Annotated in this window: 18 protein-coding genes; 3 read left to right on the top strand and 15 right to left on the bottom strand. The window is 73.4% G+C overall.

What is annotated here, in order from left to right:
- Nucleotides 1-2: 2 nt before the first annotated feature.
- The 13 genes from BN6_RS27320 to BN6_RS27380 are packed head-to-tail and all read right to left on the bottom strand — an operon-like array spanning nt 3 to nt 14,649.
- Nucleotides 3-1,076 carry a M20/M25/M40 family metallo-hydrolase gene (locus tag BN6_RS27320; RefSeq protein WP_015103040.1) on the bottom strand — a complete coding sequence of 358 codons (1,074 nt, stop codon included), beginning with the start codon at nt 1,074-1,076 and terminating at the stop codon, nt 3-5.
- A gap of 16 nt (nt 1,077-1,092) precedes the next feature.
- Nucleotides 1,093-2,124 carry an N-acetyl-gamma-glutamyl-phosphate reductase gene (argC, locus tag BN6_RS27325; RefSeq protein ID WP_015103041.1) on the bottom strand — a complete coding sequence of 344 codons (1,032 nt, stop codon included), beginning with the start codon at nt 2,122-2,124 and terminating at the stop codon, nt 1,093-1,095.
- Nucleotides 2,121-2,984, bottom strand: coding sequence for a RimK family alpha-L-glutamate ligase (locus tag BN6_RS27330; RefSeq protein ID WP_015103042.1), 864 nt, complete (start codon nt 2,982-2,984; stop codon nt 2,121-2,123). Before BN6_RS27330 ends, argC begins: the two co-directional genes overlap by 4 nt.
- Complete coding sequence (gene lysW / locus BN6_RS27335; protein ID WP_015103043.1) at nt 2,981-3,145, bottom strand: lysine biosynthesis protein LysW; 165 nt, start codon at nt 3,143-3,145, stop codon at nt 2,981-2,983. The genes BN6_RS27330 and lysW overlap by 4 nt, the downstream gene beginning before the upstream one ends.
- Nucleotides 3,146-3,157: 12 nt before the next feature.
- On the bottom strand, nt 3,158-4,090 hold the full coding sequence (locus BN6_RS27340) for a transketolase family protein (RefSeq protein ID WP_015103044.1): 933 nt from the start codon (nt 4,088-4,090) through the stop codon (nt 3,158-3,160).
- A complete protein-coding gene (locus BN6_RS27345) occupies nt 4,087-4,923 on the bottom strand; it encodes a transketolase (protein ID WP_041314220.1) in 837 nt (278 codons plus the stop codon). Before BN6_RS27345 ends, BN6_RS27340 begins: the two co-directional genes overlap by 4 nt.
- Before the next feature lie 2 nt (nt 4,924-4,925).
- Entirely contained in the window at nt 4,926-6,227 is a 1,302-nt protein-coding gene (locus BN6_RS27350) for a DegT/DnrJ/EryC1/StrS family aminotransferase (RefSeq protein WP_015103046.1), read from the bottom strand.
- On the bottom strand, nt 6,224-7,474 hold the full coding sequence (locus BN6_RS27355) for a cytochrome P450 (RefSeq protein WP_015103047.1): 1,251 nt from the start codon (nt 7,472-7,474) through the stop codon (nt 6,224-6,226). Before BN6_RS27355 ends, BN6_RS27350 begins: the two co-directional genes overlap by 4 nt.
- On the bottom strand, nt 7,471-8,550 hold the full coding sequence (locus BN6_RS27360) for an acyl-CoA dehydrogenase family protein (RefSeq protein WP_015103048.1): 1,080 nt from the start codon (nt 8,548-8,550) through the stop codon (nt 7,471-7,473). Before BN6_RS27360 ends, BN6_RS27355 begins: the two co-directional genes overlap by 4 nt.
- Nucleotides 8,550-9,689 (bottom strand): acyl-CoA dehydrogenase family protein, encoded by a 1,140-nt coding sequence (locus BN6_RS27365; protein WP_015103049.1) that lies wholly within the window; start codon nt 9,687-9,689, stop codon nt 8,550-8,552. Before BN6_RS27365 ends, BN6_RS27360 begins: the two co-directional genes overlap by 1 nt.
- Nucleotides 9,686-13,015, bottom strand: a complete 3,330-nt coding sequence (locus tag BN6_RS27370) for a non-ribosomal peptide synthetase (RefSeq protein WP_015103050.1) — start codon at nt 13,013-13,015, stop codon at nt 9,686-9,688. Before BN6_RS27370 ends, BN6_RS27365 begins: the two co-directional genes overlap by 4 nt.
- A 42-nt stretch (nt 13,016-13,057) precedes the next feature.
- On the bottom strand, nt 13,058-14,062 hold the full coding sequence (locus tag BN6_RS27375; protein WP_015103051.1) for a BtrH N-terminal domain-containing protein: 1,005 nt from the start codon (nt 14,060-14,062) through the stop codon (nt 13,058-13,060).
- Nucleotides 14,059-14,649, bottom strand: a complete 591-nt coding sequence (locus BN6_RS27380; RefSeq protein WP_015103052.1) for a hypothetical protein — start codon at nt 14,647-14,649, stop codon at nt 14,059-14,061. Before BN6_RS27380 ends, BN6_RS27375 begins: the two co-directional genes overlap by 4 nt.
- Nucleotides 14,650-15,011: 362 nt before the next feature.
- Between BN6_RS27380 and BN6_RS27385 the strand changes: the two genes are divergently transcribed.
- From BN6_RS27385 to BN6_RS27395, 3 genes are read left to right on the top strand one after another with little or no spacing between them, the layout of a single operon-like run.
- Complete coding sequence (locus tag BN6_RS27385; RefSeq protein ID WP_015103053.1) at nt 15,012-15,947, top strand: thioesterase domain-containing protein; 936 nt, start codon at nt 15,012-15,014, stop codon at nt 15,945-15,947.
- A complete protein-coding gene (locus BN6_RS27390) occupies nt 15,944-17,569 on the top strand; it encodes a non-ribosomal peptide synthetase (protein ID WP_015103054.1) in 1,626 nt (541 codons plus the stop codon). Before BN6_RS27385 ends, BN6_RS27390 begins: the two co-directional genes overlap by 4 nt.
- Nucleotides 17,570-17,585: 16 nt before the next feature.
- Nucleotides 17,586-18,326 (top strand): sulfotransferase-like domain-containing protein, encoded by a 741-nt coding sequence (locus BN6_RS27395; RefSeq protein ID WP_015103055.1) that lies wholly within the window; start codon nt 17,586-17,588, stop codon nt 18,324-18,326.
- Nucleotides 18,327-18,329: 3 nt separating this feature from the next.
- On the opposite strand, the gene BN6_RS27400 is transcribed toward BN6_RS27395, so the two are convergent.
- Both BN6_RS27400 and BN6_RS46995 read right to left on the bottom strand, forming a co-directional pair.
- Nucleotides 18,330-21,320 carry a non-ribosomal peptide synthetase gene (locus tag BN6_RS27400; protein WP_015103056.1) on the bottom strand — a complete coding sequence of 997 codons (2,991 nt, stop codon included), beginning with the start codon at nt 21,318-21,320 and terminating at the stop codon, nt 18,330-18,332.
- Between the two features lie 42 nt (nt 21,321-21,362).
- Nucleotides 21,363-21,743: a VOC family protein gene (locus BN6_RS46995; RefSeq protein ID WP_015103057.1), complete on the bottom strand. Its 381-nt coding sequence runs from the start codon at nt 21,741-21,743 to the stop codon at nt 21,363-21,365.
- Nucleotides 21,744-22,442: the final 699 nt, after the last annotated feature.

Genomic DNA, 22,442 nt, shown 5'->3' on the forward strand with positions numbered 1-22,442 from the left:
CCTCACACCGCATCGGACCTGGACAGGTCGGTCACCGCGGCCGTCAGCACCTCGATGCCCCGGAAGAACTCCGCCAGCTCCAGGTGCTCGTCGTCGTGGTGGTCCAATCGGCTGTCGCCGGGCCCGTAGGTCGCCATCGGGATGTCCCACACCTCGGCCAGGGTGTTCATGTCCGAGGTCGCCGTCTTCACCTTCGCGCCGGCCCGTCCTCCCAGGCCGCGGATCGCCGCGGACAGCGCGCGCACCACCGGGTCGGTGCGCCGCACCCGGCAGGCCGCCACCGCGTTGACCACGGACAGCTCACCCGCCCCGACCCGTTCCCGCAGCGCGTGCACGCACCTCTCGACGTCGAAGTCGGGCGGGGTGCGAACGCTGAACTCGGCGGTGGCCGCCGTCAGGTCGCCGACGAAGGACACCAGGGTCGCGCCGGGGTGGCCGAAGGTGCCGTGGCCCGCCTCGGGGCCGAGCAGCTCCAGCAGGACGGTCCACGCCAGCGCGGCCAGCTCGCCCGCCTTCGGTTCGGGGTTGCTGGGGTGGGTCGGCGGGGTCTCCACCCGGTAGCGCAGGTCGAGCTTGCCCTTGTAGCCCAGCACGACGTCGGACCAGCCGCTGGGCTCGCCCACGATCAGCGCGTCCGGCGGCGGGTGGTGCTTGCGGATCTGCACGGCGCCGCGCGAGCCGGGTGTCTCCTCCTCCACCACGGCGGCCAGCACGATCCGCCCGGCCGCCGCCGTGGCGCGGACCGCCGCGCAGACCATCGCGGCCAGCGGGCCCTTGGCGTCCACCGCGCCCCGCCCGTAGAGCCGCCCGCCGGTCAGCCGCACCGGCCGGGTTCCCGGCACGGTGTCCAGGTGCCCGAGCAGCATCACGGTCGGGCCGGGGCCCCGGTCCAGCTCGCCGATCACGTTGCCCACCTCGTCCAGCCGGGCGGCGAAACCCAGCTCCCGCAGCACCGACAGCAGGTGCCCGGCGAGCGCGGCCTCGGCGTAGGAGGGCGAGGGGATCTCCAGCAGGGAGCGCAGCAGGGCCGCCGCGTAGGCGTCGTCCAGCACGGGTCCGTTCCGCTCGGCAGGCACCGGTCACACCTCCGCTTCAGTTCGGGTGCAGGCCCGGGAACTCCAGGCCGGTGTCCTCGGGAAGGCCGAGCCGCAGGTTCAGGCACTGCACCGCGTTGCCCGCTCCGCCCTTGACCAGGTTGTCCAGCGCGCCCACCGCCAGCACGGTGCGCTCGGCCTCGTCCACCACGAAGCCGACGTCGCAGAAGTTGGACCCGGAGAGGATCTTCGGGTCCGGCAGCCGGTGCGGGCCTCGGTGCTCGGCCACCACCCGCACGAACGGCTCCGCGGCGTAGTGCCGCCGGTAGGCCGCGCGGATCGCACGCGCGTCGACGCCGTCGGCCAGACGGGTCCAGCACAGCACCTGCACCCCGCGCACCGCCTCCACGCCGGTCGCGGTCATGAGCACCGGTCTGCCCAGCCGTTCGCCGATCTCCGCCTCGTGCCGGTGGTGCAGCGGGGCGAAGACGCGCAGCGCGCCGCTGCGCTCGGCGTGCGTGTTCTCCGGGCCGACGGCCGCACCGGAACCGCTGGAGCCGGCGCGGGCGTCCACCCTGATCTCACCGGCGACCAGGTCGTCGGCCACCAGGGGGTGCAGGGCCAGCACCGCCGCCGTGGCCATGCAGCCGGGCACGGACACCCGGTCGGCGGTGCGCAACCGGTCGCGGTGCAACTCGGGCAGACCCGGGACGAACCGGCCGAGCAGCCCCAGCTCGGTGTGCGGCCGGCCGTAGTACCGCCGGTAGCTCTCCGGGTCGTGCAGCCGGAAGTCGGCGGACAGGTCGACGACGATCTTGGCCGCCGCGAGGTAGTCCCGGATCCGACCCATCGTCGCGGTGTGCGGGGTGGCCAGGAACACCGCGTCGTACTCGCCCAGGTCCGCCGGGGCCACGAACGTCAGATCGGTGCGCCCGCGCAGGTTCGGGTGCGCGCTGTCCACGCGCCGCCCGGCCAGCCTGGTCGAGGTCGCCGCCGCCACGTCCACCTCGCGGTGGCCCAGCAACAGGCGCAGCAGCTCGCCGCCGATGTAGCCGGACCCGCCCACCACCGCCACCCGCACGACCCTCACTCCCCTTCCGCCACGAGAAAGTCGACGATCTCCGCCGCCACGTCCACCCGGTCGCCGAGCGCCGCCTGGAGGCCGGCGAACTCCACCCGGTCGTTGACCTCCAGCACGTGCAGCCCGCCGGCGCCGTCCTCCACGAGGTCCACCCCGGCGAGGACGGCACCGACCGCCGCCGCCGCCGCGAGGGCCAGCGCACCCAGCTCCGCAGTCACCTCGCAGGGCTCGCTGCGCGCGCCCAGCGCCACGTTCGCCCGCCAGCCCGCGCCGAGCCGGTGGCTCGCGCCGAGCACCCGTCCGCCGAGCACCAGCGCGCGGATGTCCCGACCAGGACCGGTCACGAACTGCTGCGCGTACACCAGGTGCGACTGCGGTCCGGGCAGCGCGGCCACGTACTCCAGCACGGCGGCGGCCGTCGCGGCGTCCGGCAGGAGGGTCACCAGCCGGCCCCACGAGCCGACCAGCGGCTTGACCACCGCCGGGTAGCCGAGGCCGGCGAGCGCGGGCAGCGCCGCCTGCGGGCTCAGGGCCAGCACCGCGCGCGGGGTCGGCACCCCGGCGGCGCGCAGGGCCAGCGTGGTCCGCCACTTGTCCCCGCACAGCCGGGTGGCCGCGGCCGGGTTCAGCACCCTGGTGCCGGCCTCCTCCAGGGTGAGCGCGGCGTGCGCCGCCCGGTGGTAGCCGATCTCCCGGTTGAGGACCACCCGCCACGGGGTGGCCGGCACGCCGGTGTCGTGGCTGAGCGCGCGGGTGTCCACGTGCGTCCACGGCACGCCGCGCCGATCCAGCGCCGTCATGATCCGCTTCTCCTCGGTGCGCACCCGGGAGGCGAGCACCACGACCGGGGAGTCCGCACGGCCGCTCACTCGCCCCAGTCCTCCTCGACCTCCGGGGCCAGCGCGAGCAGCGGCGGGTCGACGCCCACCACCTCCAGCTCGCTGCGGCAGTCCCCGCACTCGACGATCTCGTTGAGCCGCGGAATCTCGGCCACCACCACCGACGCGTCGCAACTCGGGCAGATGATCACAGGCTCCTCCAGTCAGCGATGTCCACGGCCGGCCGCCGCGATGCCCGCCGCCGTCACGCCGGCGGCGTCCAGCAGTTCCTCCTGGGTGCCGACGGTGGCCACGAACTCATCGGGCAGTCCCAAGCGCAGGACCCGCCTGGGCCCGTGGTCGCTCAGCGCCTCGGCGACGGCCGACCCCAGGCCGCCGGTGCGCCAGTGCTCCTCGATGGTCACCACCAGCCGCGCGTCCCGCGTCTGCGCCAAGAGCCCAGCCGCGTCCAGCGGCTTGACGGTGTGCACGTGCAGCACGCCGGCCGCCAGACCGTCGGCGGCCAGCAGGTCGGCCGCGTCGAGCGCGCGCAGCACAGGCAGCGGACCGGTCGCCACCAACACCACGGCCGTGCCCGCGCGGAGTCGTTGCAGCCTGCCCAGTTCCGGCGCGGGCACGTCGGCCGGGAGTTCGGGGGTGGCCTTGCGGCCCAGCCGCAGGTACACCGGTCCGGGCACCCCGGCCAACTGGTCGAGCAGCGCGGTGGTCGAACCCGGCCCGCCGGGCACCACGACGGTCATGTTGGGCAAGGTCCGCATGACCGCCAAGTCCTCCAGGGACTGGTGGGTCGGACCGAGGTGGCCGGAGGCGACCCCGCCGTGGGTGGCCACGATGCGCACCGGCAGGTTGTTGTAGGCGATGTCGATCTTCACCGCCTCCAGCGCCCGCGTGGCGGCGAAGGTGGCCATGGTGTTGACGAACGGCACCCAGCCGGTCGCCGCCAGCCCCGCCGCCACGCCCATCAGGTTGTGCTCGGCGATGCCCAGGTTGAGGTAGCGGTCGGACGCGGGGCCGAAGTCGACGCCGCTGAACAGTCCGCTGTCGGTGTCCAGGCACACCAGCCTGGGGTCGGCGGCCATCATCCCGACCAGGTGGTCCCGGTAGGCGGCACGGGTCGTGGGGGTGTCGGTGCTCACCGGTCACCGTCCGGGTGCTCGTCGAGCGCCGCTCGTGCCTTGGCCGCCATCCGCGCGGAGAGCAGGGCGTAGTGGCTGCCGACCCGGCCCGCCGCGAACGGCAGGCCGTTCCCCTTGACCGTGCGCGCGATCAGCGCGCTGGGCCGGCCCGGTTCCCACGGCGCGCTGCCCAGTGCCGCGCGCAGCGCGTCCCGGTCGTGGCCGTCGACCTCGCGCACCGCCCAGCCGAAAGCGCGCCACTTGTCCGCCAGCGGTTCCAGCCCGGTGATGTGCTCGGTGCGGCCGGTGAGTTGCAGCCCGTTGCGGTCCACCACGGCGACCAGGTTGTCCGCGCGCTGCGCCGCCGCGCCGAGGGCGGCCTCCCAGCAGGCCCCCTCCTGGAGTTCGCCGTCGCCGAGCAGCACGAAGCTGCGCCGGTCCGCGCGGGCCAGCCGAGCGGACAGCGCGAAGCCCAGGCCCAGCGCCAGACCGTGCCCGAGCGAGCCGGTGGGCAGTTCGACACCGGGCACCGCCCGCACCGGGTGGCCCATCAGCCTTCCCGACGACGTGCCGTAGCCCGCCAGCTCGGCCACCGGGAAGAACCCGCGCTCGGCCAGGGTCGCGTACAGCGCGATGGCGGCGTGCCCCTTGCTGAGCAGGAAGTGGTCCCGGTCCGGCGCGGCGAAGTCGGTCGGGTCCACGCGCAGCACGCCGAAGTACAACGCCACCAGGATATCCACTGAGGACAGTGAGCCGCCCAGGTGCCCGCCCTCGGGTCCGGCGCACATGTCCACGACGTGCCGCCGGACGCGGTGCGCGACCTCCGCGGTGGTCTCGTGCAGGTCCAGGAGCATGATCAGGCCACCTTCGCCATGCGCGCCACCAGGTCCAGCCGACGCCACACCTTCTCGAACCCGTCGGCGTAGCGCGCCAGCGCGGGCCCGGCCTCCGGGTGCAGGTGCCGCTTCTGCAAGGTGAGGGTGCCTGCCACGACCGACTCGGCGACCGGGACGGGGGCCGAGGGTTCGGGTGCGGCGCCCGACCAGGGCCGGCCCCGGCCGAAGCCCACGCGGTCGGTGAACACCCGTTGCCGGGGCAGCGTCAGCACCTGGTAGCGGGAGACCGGTACGCCCTCGGCGCGCAGCAGCCGGTGCAGCGCGCGGCGGAGCGACTCCGGGGTGACCCCGTCGACGCCCATGGCCTCGGCGTCGAAGCGGAACCGCAGGATGTGCCAGGCGTGCTTGCTGTCCGGGGCGATCGTCGGCACCAGCAAGCCGGGCAGCTCGGCCAGCCGCGCCAGGAACGCGGTCACGTTGCGCTGCCGGGCCCGTTCGTACTCCGCGAACCGGTCCAGTTGGGACAGCGCGAACGCCGCCTGCACCGCGTTCATCTTGTGGTTCCAGCCCAACAGGTGCGCCACGTAGTCCCGGTCCCGACCGGGTTCGATGACCTCGCCGAACTGCCGGGCCATCCGCGCCCGCCCGGCGGCGTCCGCGTCGGCGAGGGTGAGCAGACCACCTTCACCACAGGTGGGCAGGTTCTTGGTGACCTGGAGGCTGAACGCCGCCGCGTCGCCGAGCGAGCCGACCGGGCGGCCCCGCCACCGCGCGCCGTGCGCTTGCGCGGCGTCCTCGACCACGGCGAGGCCGTGCCGCCGGGCCAGCGCGCCGATCGCGTCCATGTCGGCGGGCGCGCCGTGCAGGTGCACCGGCATGATCGCGGCGGTGCGCGGGGTGATCAGCGCCGCCGCCGACTCCGCGTCGAGGGTGAAGTCGACCGGGTCGATGTCGGCGAAGACCGGCACCGCCATCTGGTGCAGCGGGGCCAGGCCGCTGGCGATGAAGCTCAGCGCGGGCACGACGACCTCGTCACCCGGCCCGATCCCCAGTGCGGCGAAGGCGAGGGCCAGCGCGGTGGTGCCGTTGGAGGTGGCCACGCAGTGCTCCGCACCGCACAACGCCGCCCAGCGCTGCTCCAGCGCGCTCACCGCCGTCTCACCGTCCACGTTGGACACCATCGCGTCGCCGCCGAGCACGGCCAGCACGGCCGCCCGGTCCGCCTCGGTGACCACCGGCCACGGCAGCGAGCGCAGCTCCCTGGGCACCGCCGCGCTGCCGCCGAACGCGGCCAGCCGGGTCTCCCCCTCGTCCACCCTCATGCGCCCGCCCTGTGCAGCACCAGCGGCAAGCTGGTGAGTCCGTTGAGGAAGTTGGAGCCCAAGCGCCGGACCTCGCCCGCCGGCTCGAACCGCTCGACCGCGTCCAGCAGCTCCTCCACCAGCAGTTGCAGCCCGACGCGCGCGGCGGACAGGCCGATGCAGCGGTGCGGGCCGTGCCCGAACGCGATGTGCGGGTTGGGCTTGCGGCCCGGGTCGAACGTGTAGGGGTCGGGGAAGGTCCGTTCGTCCCGGTTCGCCGAGCCCAGCCAGGCCGCGACCAGACCGCCCTCGGGTATCGTCGCAGCACCGAGCCGGACCTCGGTGGTGGTGCGGCGCAGCAGGTGGTTGACCGGGCTACCCCAGCGCAGCGCCTCCTCCACGACACCGCCGACCAAGCTGCGGTCGGCGCGGATCCGCTGCCACAGCACGGGTTCCTGCGACAGGAGCAGCGCGAGGTGCCCGGCTGCCTGCGGGATGGTCGGGTTGGCGCCCATGATGAACGCGTAGCAGTTGACCAGCACGTCGTCGTCGGTGAGGGGACCCCCGTCCACCTCGGTGCCCAGGAGCGCGGAGACCAGGTCCTCGCCCGGGTCGGCCCGGCGCTCCTCCACCAGCGCGGAGAACAGCGAGAACAGGAACACGTGCGCCTGCAACAGGGTTTCCGCCACCTCGCCGGCGTGGTAGGCGGGGTCCTCCGGTGCCATGCCGGCCACCGTCCAGTGGGCCGCCTCCTCCCACTGGCCGGCCGGGATGCCCATCAGCTCGCCCGCGACCAGCATCGGCAGCCGCGAGACCAGCTCCGCGAAGTCCGACTCGCGCCGGTCGACGGCGTCGGCGACCAGCCGCCGGATCCGGCCCCGGATGTCGTCCTCGTGCTCCCGCATGACCTTCATGGACATGCTGCGGACCGCGCCCGCGCGCAACCGACCGTGCCGGGGCGGGTCCATCAGGTGGATGGCGCGGCCCTTGGCGCTGTCGCCGTGCAGCACGCTGAGCATCGTGCTGTGCTCGGAGCTGAAGCGCTCGGTGTCGCCGAGCACGGCCACCACGTCGGCGTAGCGGGTCACCGACCAGAACGGGGTGCCGTCCGGTGCCGTTTGTCGCCACACCGGCGCCTCGTCGCGCAGGGCGCGCCAGGCCGCGTGCGGATCGCCGGTGCGGTACAGCTCGACGTCGTACAGGTCGATCTCGGCCAGTGCGGTGGGACTGGGGCCGGTGGTGGGCACGACTACCGCCTCCTCGTTCATGGGGCCGGGACCCGCACTCGGACCGCGGCGAGCCTGCGCCGCCCGGCTTCCCGCCACAGCACGGACACCGCGCCGAGCGCACGCACCGCCGCCGGCAGCAGCAGGTAGTGCGCGTGCACCGGTTCGCCCAGGCTCATGCCCCGGGCTCCGTGGATCTGCAACGCGGTGCGGACGACGCGGGTGGCGGTTTCGGCGGCCAGGGCCAGTGCCTCCACCGCCAAGTCGGAGAAGGGTTCGTCCGCGTCCGCGTGCCAGGCGGCTTCCAGCAGGGCCAGCCGGGTCGCACCGAGCGCGATTCGCTGCCGGGCCAACGGGAAGGCCACGGCTTGGCGCGTCACGATCGGTGCGCCGAACTGCTGTCGGGACCCGGCGTGCCGCACCGCGAGGTCCTGCGCGCCCAGGGCCAGACCGTACAGGTAGGCCCCGGCGCGGACGCGGGCCCGGCCGAGCACCCCGTCCGGGTCGGGCGACGGGGTGCCGTCGCCGAGGTCGCCGATCTGCTCCGCCTCGGCCGCGACCAGCCCGGTCAGCTCCACCAGCCGCCCACCCGGTGCGGGGCGGGTCCGGTCGCGCACGCGGTCCTCCGGCAGGAGTACCAGCCGGACGCCCGCGCCCGTCCGCTGCGGTACGAGCAGGTGCGCGCCGGGAATCCAGTTACCCGGTAAGGAGACCGTGCCGGACAAGCGCAGCGCGCCGCCATCCGGGACGGCGTGCAGCGACCGCTCGGCGGGCGCGCCGAGCAGGTCGAACCCGGCCAGGTGCACCGCCGTGTCCCCGGCGGCGAGCGCGGTGGCCGCCTCCGCTGCCTCCGCCGTGCCTGACGACGCCATCGCGTCCAACGCCATCGACGGTCCACTGTGGACGTCCGGCAGGGCGCGCCGGCCCAGCTCCGAGCAGACCACGACCCCGCAGGCCAGGCCGAGGTCGAAGCCACCCGCGCCGACCGGCGCCTCGAAGGCGGGCGCCTCGATCCCGCGCAGGGCCGCACGCGCCTCGGCCGCGTCCTCGGCCGCGGCCAGCCGGGCGCGCACGGTTCCGGCCAGGCGCCGGAACAGCGGATCGGGTGTCAGGTCCATCACTGCCCCCCGTCGTGGTGTTCACGGTCGAAACTGGCGCTGGCGATGAGTTCCAGCAGGACCTCGGAGGTCCCGGCGGACAGCGTGAGGCCGGGTGCCTCCCGGTAGCCGGAGTCCAGCACCGCCGCCGAACTCCCGGCGGGCACTCGGCCCTGGCTCAACGCCGCCCACACGGCGACCTCTTGCGCTGTCTCGCTGGTGCGGTACTTCGCCATCGCGGCGGCGGTCGGGTCGACCACGTCCCGGTCGAGGCCCGCGACGACCTCCCAGGCCAGCAGCCGGCCGGTCCGCACGGCCGCACCGTGCCTGCCGATCTGTTCGAGCAGGGCCTCGTCGACATCATCGGCGTCCAGTTCGGACAGTGCGGCGCGATACCACCGGTCTGCCTTGAGCGAGTAGTCCAGCCCGGTCCGCTCGATGGCCAGGCACCGGGTCAGCAGCGGCCAGCCGTCACCCTCCGCGCCCACCAGGTCCTCCCGTCCGACCCGCACGCGGTCCAGCTCCACCCGGTCGAACTGCTCGTCGGCCAGGCTGGCGATCGTGCCCCGGTGCACGCCGTCCGCGTGCAGGTCCACCAGCACCAAGCTGATTCCCTCGTACTTGCTCCCGCTTGCACCCGTGCGCACGGCGCACAACGCGAGATCGCTGAGCCCGCTCTTGAGCCCGTACACCTTGGTGCCGGAGACCAGGTAGTCGTCGCCGTCGCGCACGGCCGCGGCGCGCAGCGCGGCCAGGTCGGAGCCGACCTCGGGCTCCGTGTAGAGCACGGTTGCGAACCGCTGCCCGGCGGCCAGCGCGGGCAGGTGCGTGGCACGCTGCTCCGCCGAACCCGCTTGGAGCAGGAACAGGCCGACGATCTGCACGCTGAGCACGTGCAGCATGTCCGGCACGCCACCGTGCCCCAGCTCCTCGGCCACCGCGGCGGCGTCGGCGTGCCGCAGCCCCCTGCCGCCGTACTCCACCGGCCAGTTCACCGCGAGCAGGCCCCGACGGCCCAGCTCCCGGTACAGCGGCCGGACGTCGGGTTCGGGCCCGTCGTCGGCCAGGGCCGCGACCAGGGCGTGCACCTCGGGTTCGGCCAGCACCGCGCGCACCTCGGCGCGCAGCGCGCGTTCGGACTCGGAATCGCCGAAGTTCACTGCCCGGTCCCCTCCCTCGCACCCATGAAGCGCTCGACCTCTTCGTCGGACATCTGCTCCAGCAGGTCGAGCAGCTCGTCCTCGTCCAGCCGCGCGGCGCGCTGCCGGTCGACCAGCACCGCGAGCCCCGCGACCGTGGAGTCCTGGAAGAAGTCGGCGACCGTGATCTCGACGTCGAACCTGCGGCGGATCCGGAAGATCAACTGCGCGGCTTGGAGACTGCTGCCGCCCAGCTCGAAGAACCGGGTGACCACGTCCACCGCGTCGAGCCGCAACATCGGCCCGAACAGCTCCTCCGCCAGGACCTTCTCGGTTTCGGTGCGCGGCACGACGATCTGCGTGCCGCCGCGCGCCACGGCGTCCGGGTCGGGCAGGGCCCGGACGTCGACCTTGCCGCTGGGTGTCAGCGGCAGTTCCGGCAGCACGACCACGAACTGCGGGACCAGGCCCGCGGGCAACTTGGTCGCGGCGAAGGCGCGCAGCTCCTCCGCGCCGACCTCGCCGTCGGGTGCGCCCACGTAGGCGACCAGGTACCGCTGGTCCCGGCTGTCCGACCACGGCATCACGTAGGACTGGCGGACGCCGGGCGAGGCCGCCAGCACGGCCTCGATTTCGCCCGGCTCGATCCGCACGCCCCGGATCTTGATCTGCCGGTCGACCCGGCCCAGGAAGACGATCGCGCCGTCCCGCTGCCGCTTCACCAGGTCGCCGGTGCGGTAGAGCCGCCCGCCGGGCGCGGTGCCGAACGGATCGGGCACGAACTTCTCCCCGGTCAGCTCGGGCCGCCGGAGGTAGCCCCGCGCCAGCCCCGCGCCGCCGATCACCAGCTCGCCGGGCACGCCGTAGGGCACCGGGCGCAGCGACTCGTCCAGCACGTGCGCCACGTGATTGGCCATCGGCAGCCCGATCGGCGGCGAGGAGTCCCAGTGGCCCGAGCACTCCTGCACGATCATGGTCACCGTGCACTCGGTCGGCCCGTAGCCGTTGAAGAAGCGGGAGACCGCGTTCCACCGGTTGACCAGTTCACCGGGGAACGCCTCGCCGCCGACGAAGGAGATCCGCAACCGGGTCAGCCGCGCGGGCTCCAGCAGCGCCATCACCGAGGGCGGCAGGTCGATCACGCTGATCTCGTTGTGCTCCAGCAGGTTCTGCAACCGCTCCAGGTCGAGCCGGTCGGCGTCCTCCGCCACGACCAGGCGGGCACCGGTCAGCAACGCCGCGAACAGTTCGAAGACCGACACGTCGAAGGTGTAGGAGGCGTAGCCCAGCACCCGGTCGGCCGCGGTCAGGTCGAACAGCTCCTGGGCGGAGCGGATGAAGTTGACCACGGCCCGGTGCTCGATCAGCACACCCTTGGGCGTGCCGGTGGAGCCGGAGGTGTAGAGCGCGTAAGCGAGGTCTCCCGGTGCGCCGGCGCGGGCCGGCGGGGTCGTCGGCTGGGCCGCCAACTCCGCGTCGAGCCGGTCGAGGTGGAGCACGTCCGACCGGTCGGCGGGCAGACCCGCCGCCGAGGCGGTGACGGTCAGCACCGCACACGGATCGGCGTCGGCGAGCAGGCCGGCGATGCGGTCGGGCGGCGCGGCCGGGTCCAGCGGTACGAACCCGGCACCCGCCTTGAGCACCGCCAGCACGGCCACCGGGTGCTCGACGCCCCTGGGCAGGCACAGCGCGACCAGTTTCTCCCGGTCGGCGCCCCGGGCGCGGAGCAGGTGCGCGAGCCGGTTGGCGCGCTCCTCCAGCTCGCCGTAGGTCAGCGAGCGGTCGCCCGCGCTGACCGCCACCGCCGCCGGGTCGTGTGCGGCGACCTCGGCGAACCAGTCGTCCACGGTGCGGGCCGACCGGTGGTGTCGGGGACCGTCCCAGTGCTCGACGAGTTCGGTGTGCTCGGCGGGTGTCAGGAGGTCCAGCCCGCTCAGCGCCTGGTCCGGGGCATCGGCAGCCAGCTCCAGCAACCGGGCGAAGTGCGCCTGCATGCTGCGCACGGTCTCCGGGCGGAACAGGTCGACGCAGTACTCCACGTCGATCGAGGACTGCTCGCCCGCCTCGTACACCTGCCACGTCATGTCGAACTTGGACGTGGCGGTCTGCGGTTCCTCGAAGTCCACGTCGACGCCGTGGATGCGCACCGCGCGGGGCCGTTCGGGAAGCAGGAACGTCAACTGCACCAACGGGGACCGGGACAGATCACGGACCGGCGCGACCTCCTGCACCACCTGCTCGAACGGCAGGTCCACGTGCGCGAAGCCCTCGCGCACGACCCGGTCCACGCGCGACACCAGCTCCCGGAAGCTCGGGTCGCCGCCCACGTCGACGCGCAGGGCGAGCATGTTCACGAAGAACCCGACCAGGCTCTCCAGCTCCAGCCTGCCGCGCACACTGGTGGAGCAGCCGAAGACCAGGTCCTCCTGGTGGGAGTACCGGTGCAGCAACGTCATCAGCACCGCCACGTACACCGCGTACGGGGTCACGCCGAGTTCTCGGGCCAACCGGTGCGCGGCGGTGACCGCCTCGCCCGACAGAGGACCGCGTTCCAGCGCGCCCCGGAAGGTGAACACGGGTGGGCGGGGCAGGTCGGTCGGGATCTCCAGCACCGGGAGGTCGGCCAGTTGCCCGCGCCAGTAGGCCGACAACTTCGCCAAGCGGGGCCCGGACAGCCACTCCCGTTGCCACAGCGCGAAGTCGGCGTACTGCACGGGCAGGTCGGGTAGTTGTGGCGCGCGCCGCTCCACCGAGGCCCCGTACAGCTCGGCGAGTTCGCCGGTGAACACCTCGGCGGAGATGCCGTCGAAGATCACGTGGTGAACGACGAAGACGAACAGGTGCTCGTCCTCGTCGGTGCGGAACAGCCCCGCGCGCCAGAGCGGTCCGTCACCGAGGTCGAACGGGGTCTGCGCCAGCTTCTCGGCCAGCTCACGCGCCTGCGCCCGGCGTTCCGCGGCCCCGTCGCGGTCCACTCCGGTGGCCCGCAGTCGCACCGGGACGGTCGGGCTGATCACCTGGCAGGGTCCGCCGTCGAGTTCCCGCAGGGACGTGCGCAGGGTCTCGTGCCGTGCCACGACGGTCGCCAGGGCGAACTCCAACGCGGCGACGTCCAGCGCACCGCGCAACCGCAGGCACAGCACGATGTTGTAGGTCGGCAGGCCCGGGGACAACCGGTCCAGGAACCACAACAGGTTCTGCGCATGCGACAACGGGGCGGTGTCACCCCGTTCCCGACGGGTCGGGGATTCGGCGGGGCGGTCGTCCTGCCCGGCCCGCAGAAGGGACAGGAACCTGACCCGCCGCTCCAGCGGCAGCCTGCCGAGCCGCTCGCGCAGATCGCTCATGGGGCTACTCCTCAGCACTCGACGGGACACCGCCGGACACGTTCACCGCGCGGCGGAGGCCAACGCCAGGGACTCGACTGCCTGCTCGTAGGACCGCCGCAGCCGCTCGCCGTGGCGGTGGAGTCCCGGTGCGGCGGCCACCGGGTCCGTCCGGCCGTGCGCACCGGTGACCCGCAGGGCCGTCCAGTGGTGCGCGACCTGTTCCACTCGGCGACCCGCCTCGGCCAGTTCCGGTTCGGCCCAGCGCATCCCGCAGGTGCGCAGCAGCTCGCCGTGCACCGCCGACTGGGCCTGCATGCTCCAGCCGAAGGTGTAGACCTCCGCGGGCGCGGCGGCCTCCCCGGCGGCGGACCGGTCGACGACCTCGGCGAGGAACTCGCCGAAGCCGGCCAGACCGGTGCGCTCCGGGCCTTGGCTCTGGAAGCCGTCCACATTGGCCCGCAGGGCGGAACGCAGCGCTTCAGGTGTGAGCGGGGGCGGCACGGCCTCCACGATGACCTCCAGCCACCGCGCCTGCCCGCCCCGACCGCTGAAGAACACGTCCTGCTCGTCCGGTGGCATGGTGGAGCGCCACGCGCGCAACAGGTCTGCCACGGGCAGTTCGCCCCGGTGCGCGGGCGGCATCGCGTCGGAGACCAGCGCCACGCCCCGGTCGAGGTCCAGATCTCGCACCAGGATCAGGTGCGCGGCGTGCACGTCGTGGTAGGCGGGCCGGAACGGCAGGTGGTAGTTGTCGACGGCCAGCACCGGCAGTCGGCCCACCGCCAGCGGACCGGTCAGCGCGGTCAGCGGGTCGGGTTCCGGCGCGGTGCGCCACACCGAGCGGACGCGGTGGTGCGGCAGGACGCTGCCCGCCAGGTCACCGGGCACGCGGCAGGGCCAGTAGTACTCCTCGGGCCGCACGTCGCCGGGCAGGTGCCGGAACTCCCAGCCCAGGCCCAGTACTTCCAAGGGTTCCGCGCCCGCGTGCCGGACCACCTCGGCGAGGGTCGCGTGCACGCAGCTGACCGGATCCCGGTACCACTGCTCGACCTGGGAGCCGGTCACGACCACGCCCCGGTCGCGCGCTGCGCGGTGAGCGCGAAGACGTGCAGGGCGACGTTGCGGGGTAACCGCACCGCCTTCAGTTCCGCCCGGCGCGGCACCGGCACCCGCTGTGCCCAAATGATGCCCGGCACCCTGGGCTGGACGTGCTGCGGGTAGTGCATGACCGTCGATCGGAGCGCCGACGTCTCGCCGAAGACAGGCTCGGCGGCCCAAAAATCGGATACCCGAACGTGCTCGAAGTCGATCGAGCCGTCGGTGAAGTACAGCGCCAGCTCGTCTTCGACCCGACGCTCGCCGCAGGCGAGCAAGTGCACCCAGTCGTAGTACCCGGCGGGCAGTTCCAGCAACTGCCCGTCACCGCGCACGTTGTCCGGCTCCCCGGATCCCGCAGTCGGAAACTCGAATGGCACGCCGTCGAGCACCACCACTTCACCGCACGGCATCTGCTCCGCCGGCAGCGAGTTGCGCCAGACATTCAGGCCGCCGACTCCGGTACCCCCGACCGAGGTGATGCCGACATTGTTCCGGTGCCCGGCAATATCCACCGAGCAGAACACGTCGTGGCCCGTCAGCACGCCATCGGCCAATCAGCCGACCTGCGCCGAACTATCGATCTCGGCTGATCAGAGCAGTCAGTGGAACACGATCCCGACACGCGGGCACCACAAAGCACACCCATGTCGCCCCCCAACCAAGGAATGATCCACACCCCAGTGCCGCAGGTTCCGCGTCCAGACTTGCCACCCAGAGAACCCGGAACCGCTCATTTCGCACCATAGCCACGATCCACGATCGTGTCTACCGTCGTCCGAACCGGACGACGGAGGGCGCTTCGCCCCGACCGGCCGGACCCGCCCACGTTGATGTTTGGACCAAGAATGACTCCTTGGCAGAACACGATCGCTTCGCTAATAATGGGTGATCGGGCCTGGATCCTGAAAGGACGGAAATGGGGACGTCTGATCCGGACGGCCGGCAAGAACGCCTGCGGAGGGAGGGCGCGCTGCCCGAGCGCAAGCGCGCGCTGCTGGCCGAGCTGAGGGCTCGCCGCACGGGCTCCACGCCCGCCGGGGGTGACCTGACCGAACTGCGCCCCGGCGCGGGGAACCCGGTGGTGCTGGTGCACCCGGTCGGCGGTGCCCTGTTCTGCTACGGCGAACTGGTGCGCCTGCTGCCGCCCGGTCCGCCGCTGCTGGGCATGGCCGCCGACGACGTGCTGCGCGCGTCCGAGCCGCCGGACTTCCGCTTGCTGGCCGCGCACTACACGGGCCGGCTGGCGTCGGCCGGAGTGCGGCCGGTCCTGCTGGCCGGCTGGTCGCTCGGCGGGATGCTGGCCTTCGAGATGGCCCGCCTCCTGCCCGGCGGTCCCGTCCCCGTCACCGTGCTGGACGCGATGCCACCGCTTCCCGGCCAGAGGCCGCGCCCGCTGAGCGAGACCGACCTGCTGGCAGCCTTCTCCGGCGATCTGATCCGGTCCGCCGGGTCCGATCCGGACCGCGTGGGCCTGCCCGCGCCGGAACCGGGAGAACCGCCCGCGGTGGTGCTACCCCGGCTGCGCGCGGACTTGGCCGCACACGACATACCACTCGAACTGTCCACTTCGGACCTTGTAGACCGCTTCCTGCTGTACCGCAACGCCTATGTCTCACTGGAGCGACACCGGCCGGCATCCGGCGGCCCCTCGGTGCGGCTGCTGTGGGCCACCGGGACCGCTGCCGACCTCCGGCCGTGGTGGCGCGACGTGGCCGAGGTGACGGGCCGCGCGGTGCGGGCCGATCACTACACCATGCTCCGCGAGCCGGCGGTCGCCGAGGTGGCCGCGTTCGTGCAGGAGTCCATCACCCTGGCGGCGCGGGCCGCCCCGTTCGCGCTGGGGAACCCATGACCACTGCCGACCTGCCCGCCCTGGTGCTGGCCCACGCCGAGACCACGCCCGACGCGCCCGCCGTGCTGGCCGGCCCGGACTCGTTGACCTACCGCCAGTTGGCCCGCACCGCGCACGGCCTGGCCGCGGCGCTCCTGGCCGCGCGACTGCCCGCCGGCGCACCGGTGGCCCCGCTGGTCGGCCGGGACGTCGAGTTGCCCGCCGCGCTGCTGGCCGCCCACCTGGCCGGGCACCCGTTCGTCCTGGCCGACCCGGCCTACCCGCGCGGCGAGCCCGGCCGGATGCTGCTCGACGCCGGTGTGCGTGCCGCGATCGGCCGGGACCGCGCGGACACCGCGCTCGTGCGCGCGCTGGACCGCTCGGTGCACGTGCTCCTGCTCGATGACGCCCCACCACTGCCGACGTGCGCCGCTGCCCGCACGCCGGAGATCGCGGCGGTCGTGCACACCGCCGGGCGCGACGGCGCTCCCCGGCCGTTCCCGCTGCGCGCACGGCCGCTGGTGCGGCTGCTGCACCACTTGCGCGAGCGGCTCGGTCTCGGCCCGGAGGACCGGTTCCTGGCTCTCGCGCCACCGACGCTGGGCTGCGCCGTGGTCGAACTGGTCCTGCCACTGGTGTGCGGCGGTGCCCTGCGCATCGGCTCGGAGGCCGACGCGCGGGATCTGGCCCGCCAGGTGGAGGTGATCCGCGACTGGCGGCCGACGGTGCTGCACGGCACCCCCACCTACTGGCGGCACCTGCTCGGCGCGGGCTGGGAGCCCGAGCCCGGGACGACCGTGCTCAGCAGCGGCGAACCGCTGCCCACCGCGCTGGCCCGCGCGCTGCACGCGCGCGGCGCGGCGGTGTGGCAGCTGTACGGCCAGGCGGAGACGTCGGTGTTCGCCGCCCTGGGCCGGTTCCACCCGGACGAGCCGGAACCCGTCGTCCCGCTCGGAGATCCGGTGCCCGGCGCGGAACTGGTGGTCACCGGGGAGCACGAGTTGGCGGTGGCCGGCGACGTCGTCGCCACGCCGCCGGGCCCGCACCACACCGGCGACCGGGTGCGCCGCGCCGCGGGCGGAGCGCTGGTCCCGCTGGGTGCGGATGCGCGAGCCGGGCTGCGGGAGCACGCGGTGCTCGCCGTACCCGGGGTGGCCCTGTGCGTGGTGACCGCCGACGCCGCGAGCGGGGCGCTGACCGCCCACGTCGTCGCGGCCACCGACGGCGACCCGGACCCCGAGGCCGTGGACCAGGCGCTGGCCGGGTTCGACCCGCCCTGCCGCGCGGTGCGACACCCGTTCCTGCCGATGGCCGCCGACGGTCGTGCCGACCGGACCCGGCTGTCCGAAGAGGACGGTGGGTTCGCCGTGGAGACCGGCCGGCCGCCCGAGACGCACGAGGAGCACGTCATCGCGGAGATCTGGGCCGACGTGCTCGGCGTCGCCGACCCCCCGGCCGACGTCAGCTTCTTCGAACTCGGCGGGTACTCGCTGGCCGTGATGCGACTGGCCGCCCGGTTGCAGAGCGCGTTCGGACTGGCGGTGCCGGTGCCCGACGTCTTCGACAACCTCACCATCGCCACCCAGGCGGCGCTGGTGGAACGGCTCTACCGCGAGCAGCTCGCCGAGCTGACCGACCACTGACAGCCAGGAGTCCCCCATGTCCGCGCGGAACCCGACGGCCCCTCCGGTGCTGGCGCTGTGGAGCGCACCACGTTCCCGGTCCACGGCGTTCCTGCGCATGATGCGGGAACGCGGCGACCACACCGTGCTGCACGAGCCGTTCTCCCACGTCGTGAACTTCGGGCGGACCGAAGTGGACGGTCGCCCGGTGCACGGCGAAACCGAGCTGATCGCGGCGATTCGTGCACTGGGCCACCGCGAGCCGGTGTTCTTCAAGGACACCACCGACTACCACTACCCGGGACTGCTCGGCCACGCCGAGTTCCTGCGGGAAGCGCGGCACACCTTCATCATCCGCGAGCCCGCCGAGGTGATCGCCTCGCACTTCGCCCTCAACCGCGATCTCGGGCTGGCCGAGATCGGCATCGAGCGCCTGCACGAGATATACCAGGCCGTGCACGCGGCCACCGGCGAGCGGCCGGTCGTGGTCACCGCCGAAGACCTCATCGCCCGGCCGCGGCAGACCGTGCGCGCCTACTGCTCGGCGGTCGGCATCCCGTTCCGGGCCGAGGCCATGACGTGGCAGCCGGCGGTGCTGCCGGAGTGGCGGTCCACCCTGCGGTGGCACGGGGCGACCAGCCGAACCAGCGGCTTCACCGAACTCGCCTCGACCTACCCGGACACCGTGCACAACAACCCGGTGCTGGCCGGCTACCTGGAGCACCACCTCCCGTACTACACCGACCTGCTCCGGTACCGGCTGCTCGTGCCCGCCTGAGCCTCAGCCCTCGGCGATCCGCTCGGCCAGCGCGGCGGGGGTGGGCGCGGCGAACACCGCGGTGGGTGGCAGGTCGACGCCGAGCACCTCCTTGACGGCGACCACGAGGTCCACCGCGCGCACCGAGTCGCCGCCGAGCAGGAAGAAGTCGTCCTGCTGCGCCACCGCACCGACCGCCAGGACCTGGCCGAACAGCCCGGACACCGCGCGCTGCAACGGGGTGGGCACCGGTTCCGCACGACGAAGCGAGGCCCGGACCGGGCGCGCGGCCAACGCCAGCCGATCGACCTTCCCGTTGCGGGTCAACGGGAACTCGGCCAGCGCGGTGACGAACGGCGGCACCATTGCCGAGGGCAGCTTCCCCGCCAGGAAAGCGCGCAGCGCGGCCGGGTCGACCGGCCGGCCCGACGACAGCACGAAGGCGTGCAGCACCCGCAGGTCCCGACTGCGACCGGTCGCGACGACGACCGCCGCGCGCACCGACGGGTGCTCGGTGAGAGCGGCCTCCACCTCGCCCAGTTCGATGCGCACGCCCTGGATCTTGACCTGGAAGTCCTCCCGGCCCAGGATCTCGATCCGCCCGTCGGGCAGGTACCGGCCGAGGTCGCCGGAGGCGTAGCAGCGCCGGCCCGTGTCCGGGTCGGTGTGGAAGGCCGCTTCGGTGCGCTCCGGGTCGCGCCAGTAGCCCTGCGCCAGCCCCACCGCGCTGGAGATGTGGATCTCGCCGGGCACCCAGTCCGGCCGGTGCGCGCCACCCGGCCCGAGCACGTGGTAGCTCTGGTTGGTCATGGGAACGCCCAGCGGGATGCTGATCGACTCCGGGTCCACCCGGTCGACGGGGTTGATGACCGACCACACGCAGGACTCGGCGGGCCCGCCGCTGCCGATCACCCGGACGGCCGGATTGGCCGCCCACACGCGTCCGGGCAGCGTCACCGGAATCCAGTCGCCGGCGAGGATCACCAAGCGCAGCGGGTCGACCAGTCCGGTGCGACCGTCCGCCTCCAAGTACGTCAGCAGCATCTCCAGCAGCGGCGGTACCGAGTTCCAGAACGTGACACCGTGCCCGGAGACCAGCTCGGCCCAGTGCCCGGGATCGGGGTTCGGCGACGAGTCGGGCAGCACGACCGCGCCGCCCGCGTCGAGAATGCCGAAGACGTCGTACACGGAGAGGTCGAAGTGCAGCCCCGACACGGCCAGGCAGCGGTCGTCGGGGCCCACCCCGAAGCGCGGGTTGATGTCGCGAATGGTGTTCAGCGCGCCCCGGTGGTCGACCGCGACCCCCTTGGGCCGACCGGTCGAGCCCGACGTGAAGATGACGTAGGCCAAGTCGTCCGGCTGCTGCACGGCGTCCAGCGGGCCGCCGTCCTCCCCGTCGAAGTCGTCGTCGACGCACAGCACCCGCACCTGCTCCGGCCAGTCCAGCGCACCCGCCAGCCGCCGCTGGGTGAGCACGAGGTCGACCTCGCCGCGCGCGAGCAGCTCCCGCAAGCGCTCTCCCGGCACCGCGTGGTCGATCGGCAGGTACGCGGCCCCCGCGGCGAGCACCCCGTGGGCGGCCACGACCTGCTCCCAGCCCTTGGCCATGACCACGGCGACCAACCGGTTGGGCCGGGCACCCAGGTGCCGCAAACGTCTGCCGACCTGGTTGACCCGCCGGTCCAACTCGCGGTAGTCGATCCGCCGGGTGGCGGTGAGCACGGCGGGTGCTTCCGGGCGGACTTGGGCGTGCGCGGCGATCGCCTGGTGCAGCAGGGATTCCGGCGGCGGGGCGTCGGTGGCGTTGACCAGCGCCCGGCGGGCGAGCTGGTCCGGCGGCAACGTCACCGGACGGGCGTCGGACCACAGCGCCGGGTCCGCTGCCAGCCCGTGCAGCAGCCGATCGAGCGCCCGGGTGAGATCGGCGACCAGCCCCGGTGGGAACACCCGCTCCCGGTGGTCGACCTCGCACCGCAGCCCGCCCGCGCGCTCCCGGAACCGGAACGCCAGGTCGACGTGCGGCTCGTACACCCGTGACAGCGCCGGCTCGGGCACGTCGGAGGCCACGCCGAGCGCGAGGTCCACCACCACCGGGAAGCCGCTACGGGTGCCGTTGCGCCGGTTCACCTCGCGGAGCACCCGCGCGCCGTCGAACGCCCGGTGCGCGAGGTCCTGCTCCCGTTGCCGGTGCGCCGCGCGCGCCCGGTCGGCGAACACCCCTCCCGTCTCGTCCAGTGCGGTGAGCACGGCGGTGTCGCCGTTGCCGACCTCGGCGCGGGCCGCGCCCGGCACCGGGCAGACCACGGTGAAGCGGTCGCCTTTGCTCCACCTGCGCAGCACCTCGCCCACCGCGGCCAGCAGGAGGTCCTCCGGGGTGACCCCGTGCTCGGCTGCCCGTTCCCGCAGCGCCCGCCAGCGCGCGCGGGGCAGCTGGGCGAGTTCGCGGGCCTGCTCGTGGCCCGTGGCACCGGGCAGGCGGGGCAGGTCCGGAGCGGGTGGCAGCTCGTCCAAGCGGGCCAGCCAGTACGCGCGGGCGTCGGCGAGGTCGGCGCACTCCGGCACGGGCGCGGAGTTCCCGGTGGCCACCGTGCCGAGCAGCTCACGTCCGAGCAGGCCGTAGACGCTGTGCTCGTCGGCGACGATCAGGTCGACCCGCAGGTGCAGCAGACCCCGCCCGCCGGGTAGCAAGCTCACGACGAGGTCGGCGGGCTGGTCCCGGCCGGCCGCGCCGAGTTCCGCGCGCAGCCGGTCCAGCGCCCGGCCGACGACGTCCGGTCGGGCCCCGCTCAGGTCGAGCACGGGCACCTCGACCGGTCCGGGCCGCGCCACATCGGTGGTGCCCTCGGCACCCACCGACGTGCGCAGCGCCGGGTGCCGCCGAACCAGCCCGGCCCACCTGCGCCGCAGCCGTTCGGCGTCCACGGTGTCCAGCGCCCACTCGACGTAGCGGTGACAGGGAGCGGACTCCAGTTCCCGGCCGAACCACAGCGCGTACTGCCGGTCGTTGAGCGTCAACCCGGCCTCCCCCCGGCGAAGTCGACCTCTGCTCCGTCGCCCCTACTTCGAGGCGGTCAGTTCCGCCTCGCTGCGCAACACGCAGAACTCGTTGCCCTCGGGGTCGGCCAGCACCGCCCACCCCTTGCCATCCGGCTTGCGCCGGTCCACCACCATCGTCGCGCCGACACCCAGCAGGCGGTCCACTTCTTCGTCCCGGGGGATCAGCGGCCGCAGGCACAGGTGCACGCGGTTCTTGCCGACCTTCGGCTCGGGAACCTGGTTGAAGAACAGGATCAACCCGTCCGCCAACGACACCGATGCCTCCGGGTCACCGGGCGCGTCCTCATCACTCACCGGCTGTCCGGTGACCTGGCTCCAGAACTGCGCCAAGGCGTACGGGTCCGGACAGTCGATGGCGAGGTTACGCACGACAGACGTCACGCAGCGTCCCTTCCCAGTTCTCCTCCGTCACCTGCGAGCGTAGCGTTGGCCGGGTGCCAGGGCCAGCGCGCCCACCCGTCGCTCGGTCCACAGCGAGAGGCGGGTGGCGGACAGGCCGCTCCACAGCAGTTGCCACCGTGGAAGTCGCGGGGCGGCACCGGCCTCAAGGTCGACTTCGTCATGGACGGCAGCCAGGCCAAAAAGGGGCGCGTCCGGCCATGGCGACAGCCGCATCCGAGCTGATCCCGGAGTCCGAACTGCTCGACGCCGGGGAGATCCGGCCGCTGGAGGACGTTCCCGACTGCAAGTTCAACCTCGACTGGCCGCACAACTCCGGCCACGTAGCCGGCGACAGCGTGAAGGTCGGGTTCGTCGGCCGCGCTTTCGGCGCCGCGCCACCTCGCCGCGCAGCGCGACCGGGCGCAGCATCGGCTTCGGTGGACTCCAGCAGTCCCTCCGGGGCCGAATCACATGCCGCAACATTGACCGGGGCTCGGCCTGACAGGCTGACGAGTCAGGCTAGTCCTTCGACCTCGATCGAGAGGCGGTCGTCGCCGCCAGGTGTTCGTCCGGCTACCGATAGCCACGTCACGTAGTCGTGGCGGCGCGGTCTTGCCACTTTCGTCGGGTTTGAGCGAATGGAGTGGTGAACGGCGGATGTGGCCGGCATGAACGCCATCAGGCGGTCGATCCTTCCGG

Origin of the sequence: Saccharothrix espanaensis DSM 44229 (assembly GCF_000328705.1) — a bacterium.
Lineage (GTDB): Bacteria > Actinomycetota > Actinomycetes > Mycobacteriales > Pseudonocardiaceae > Actinosynnema > Actinosynnema espanaense.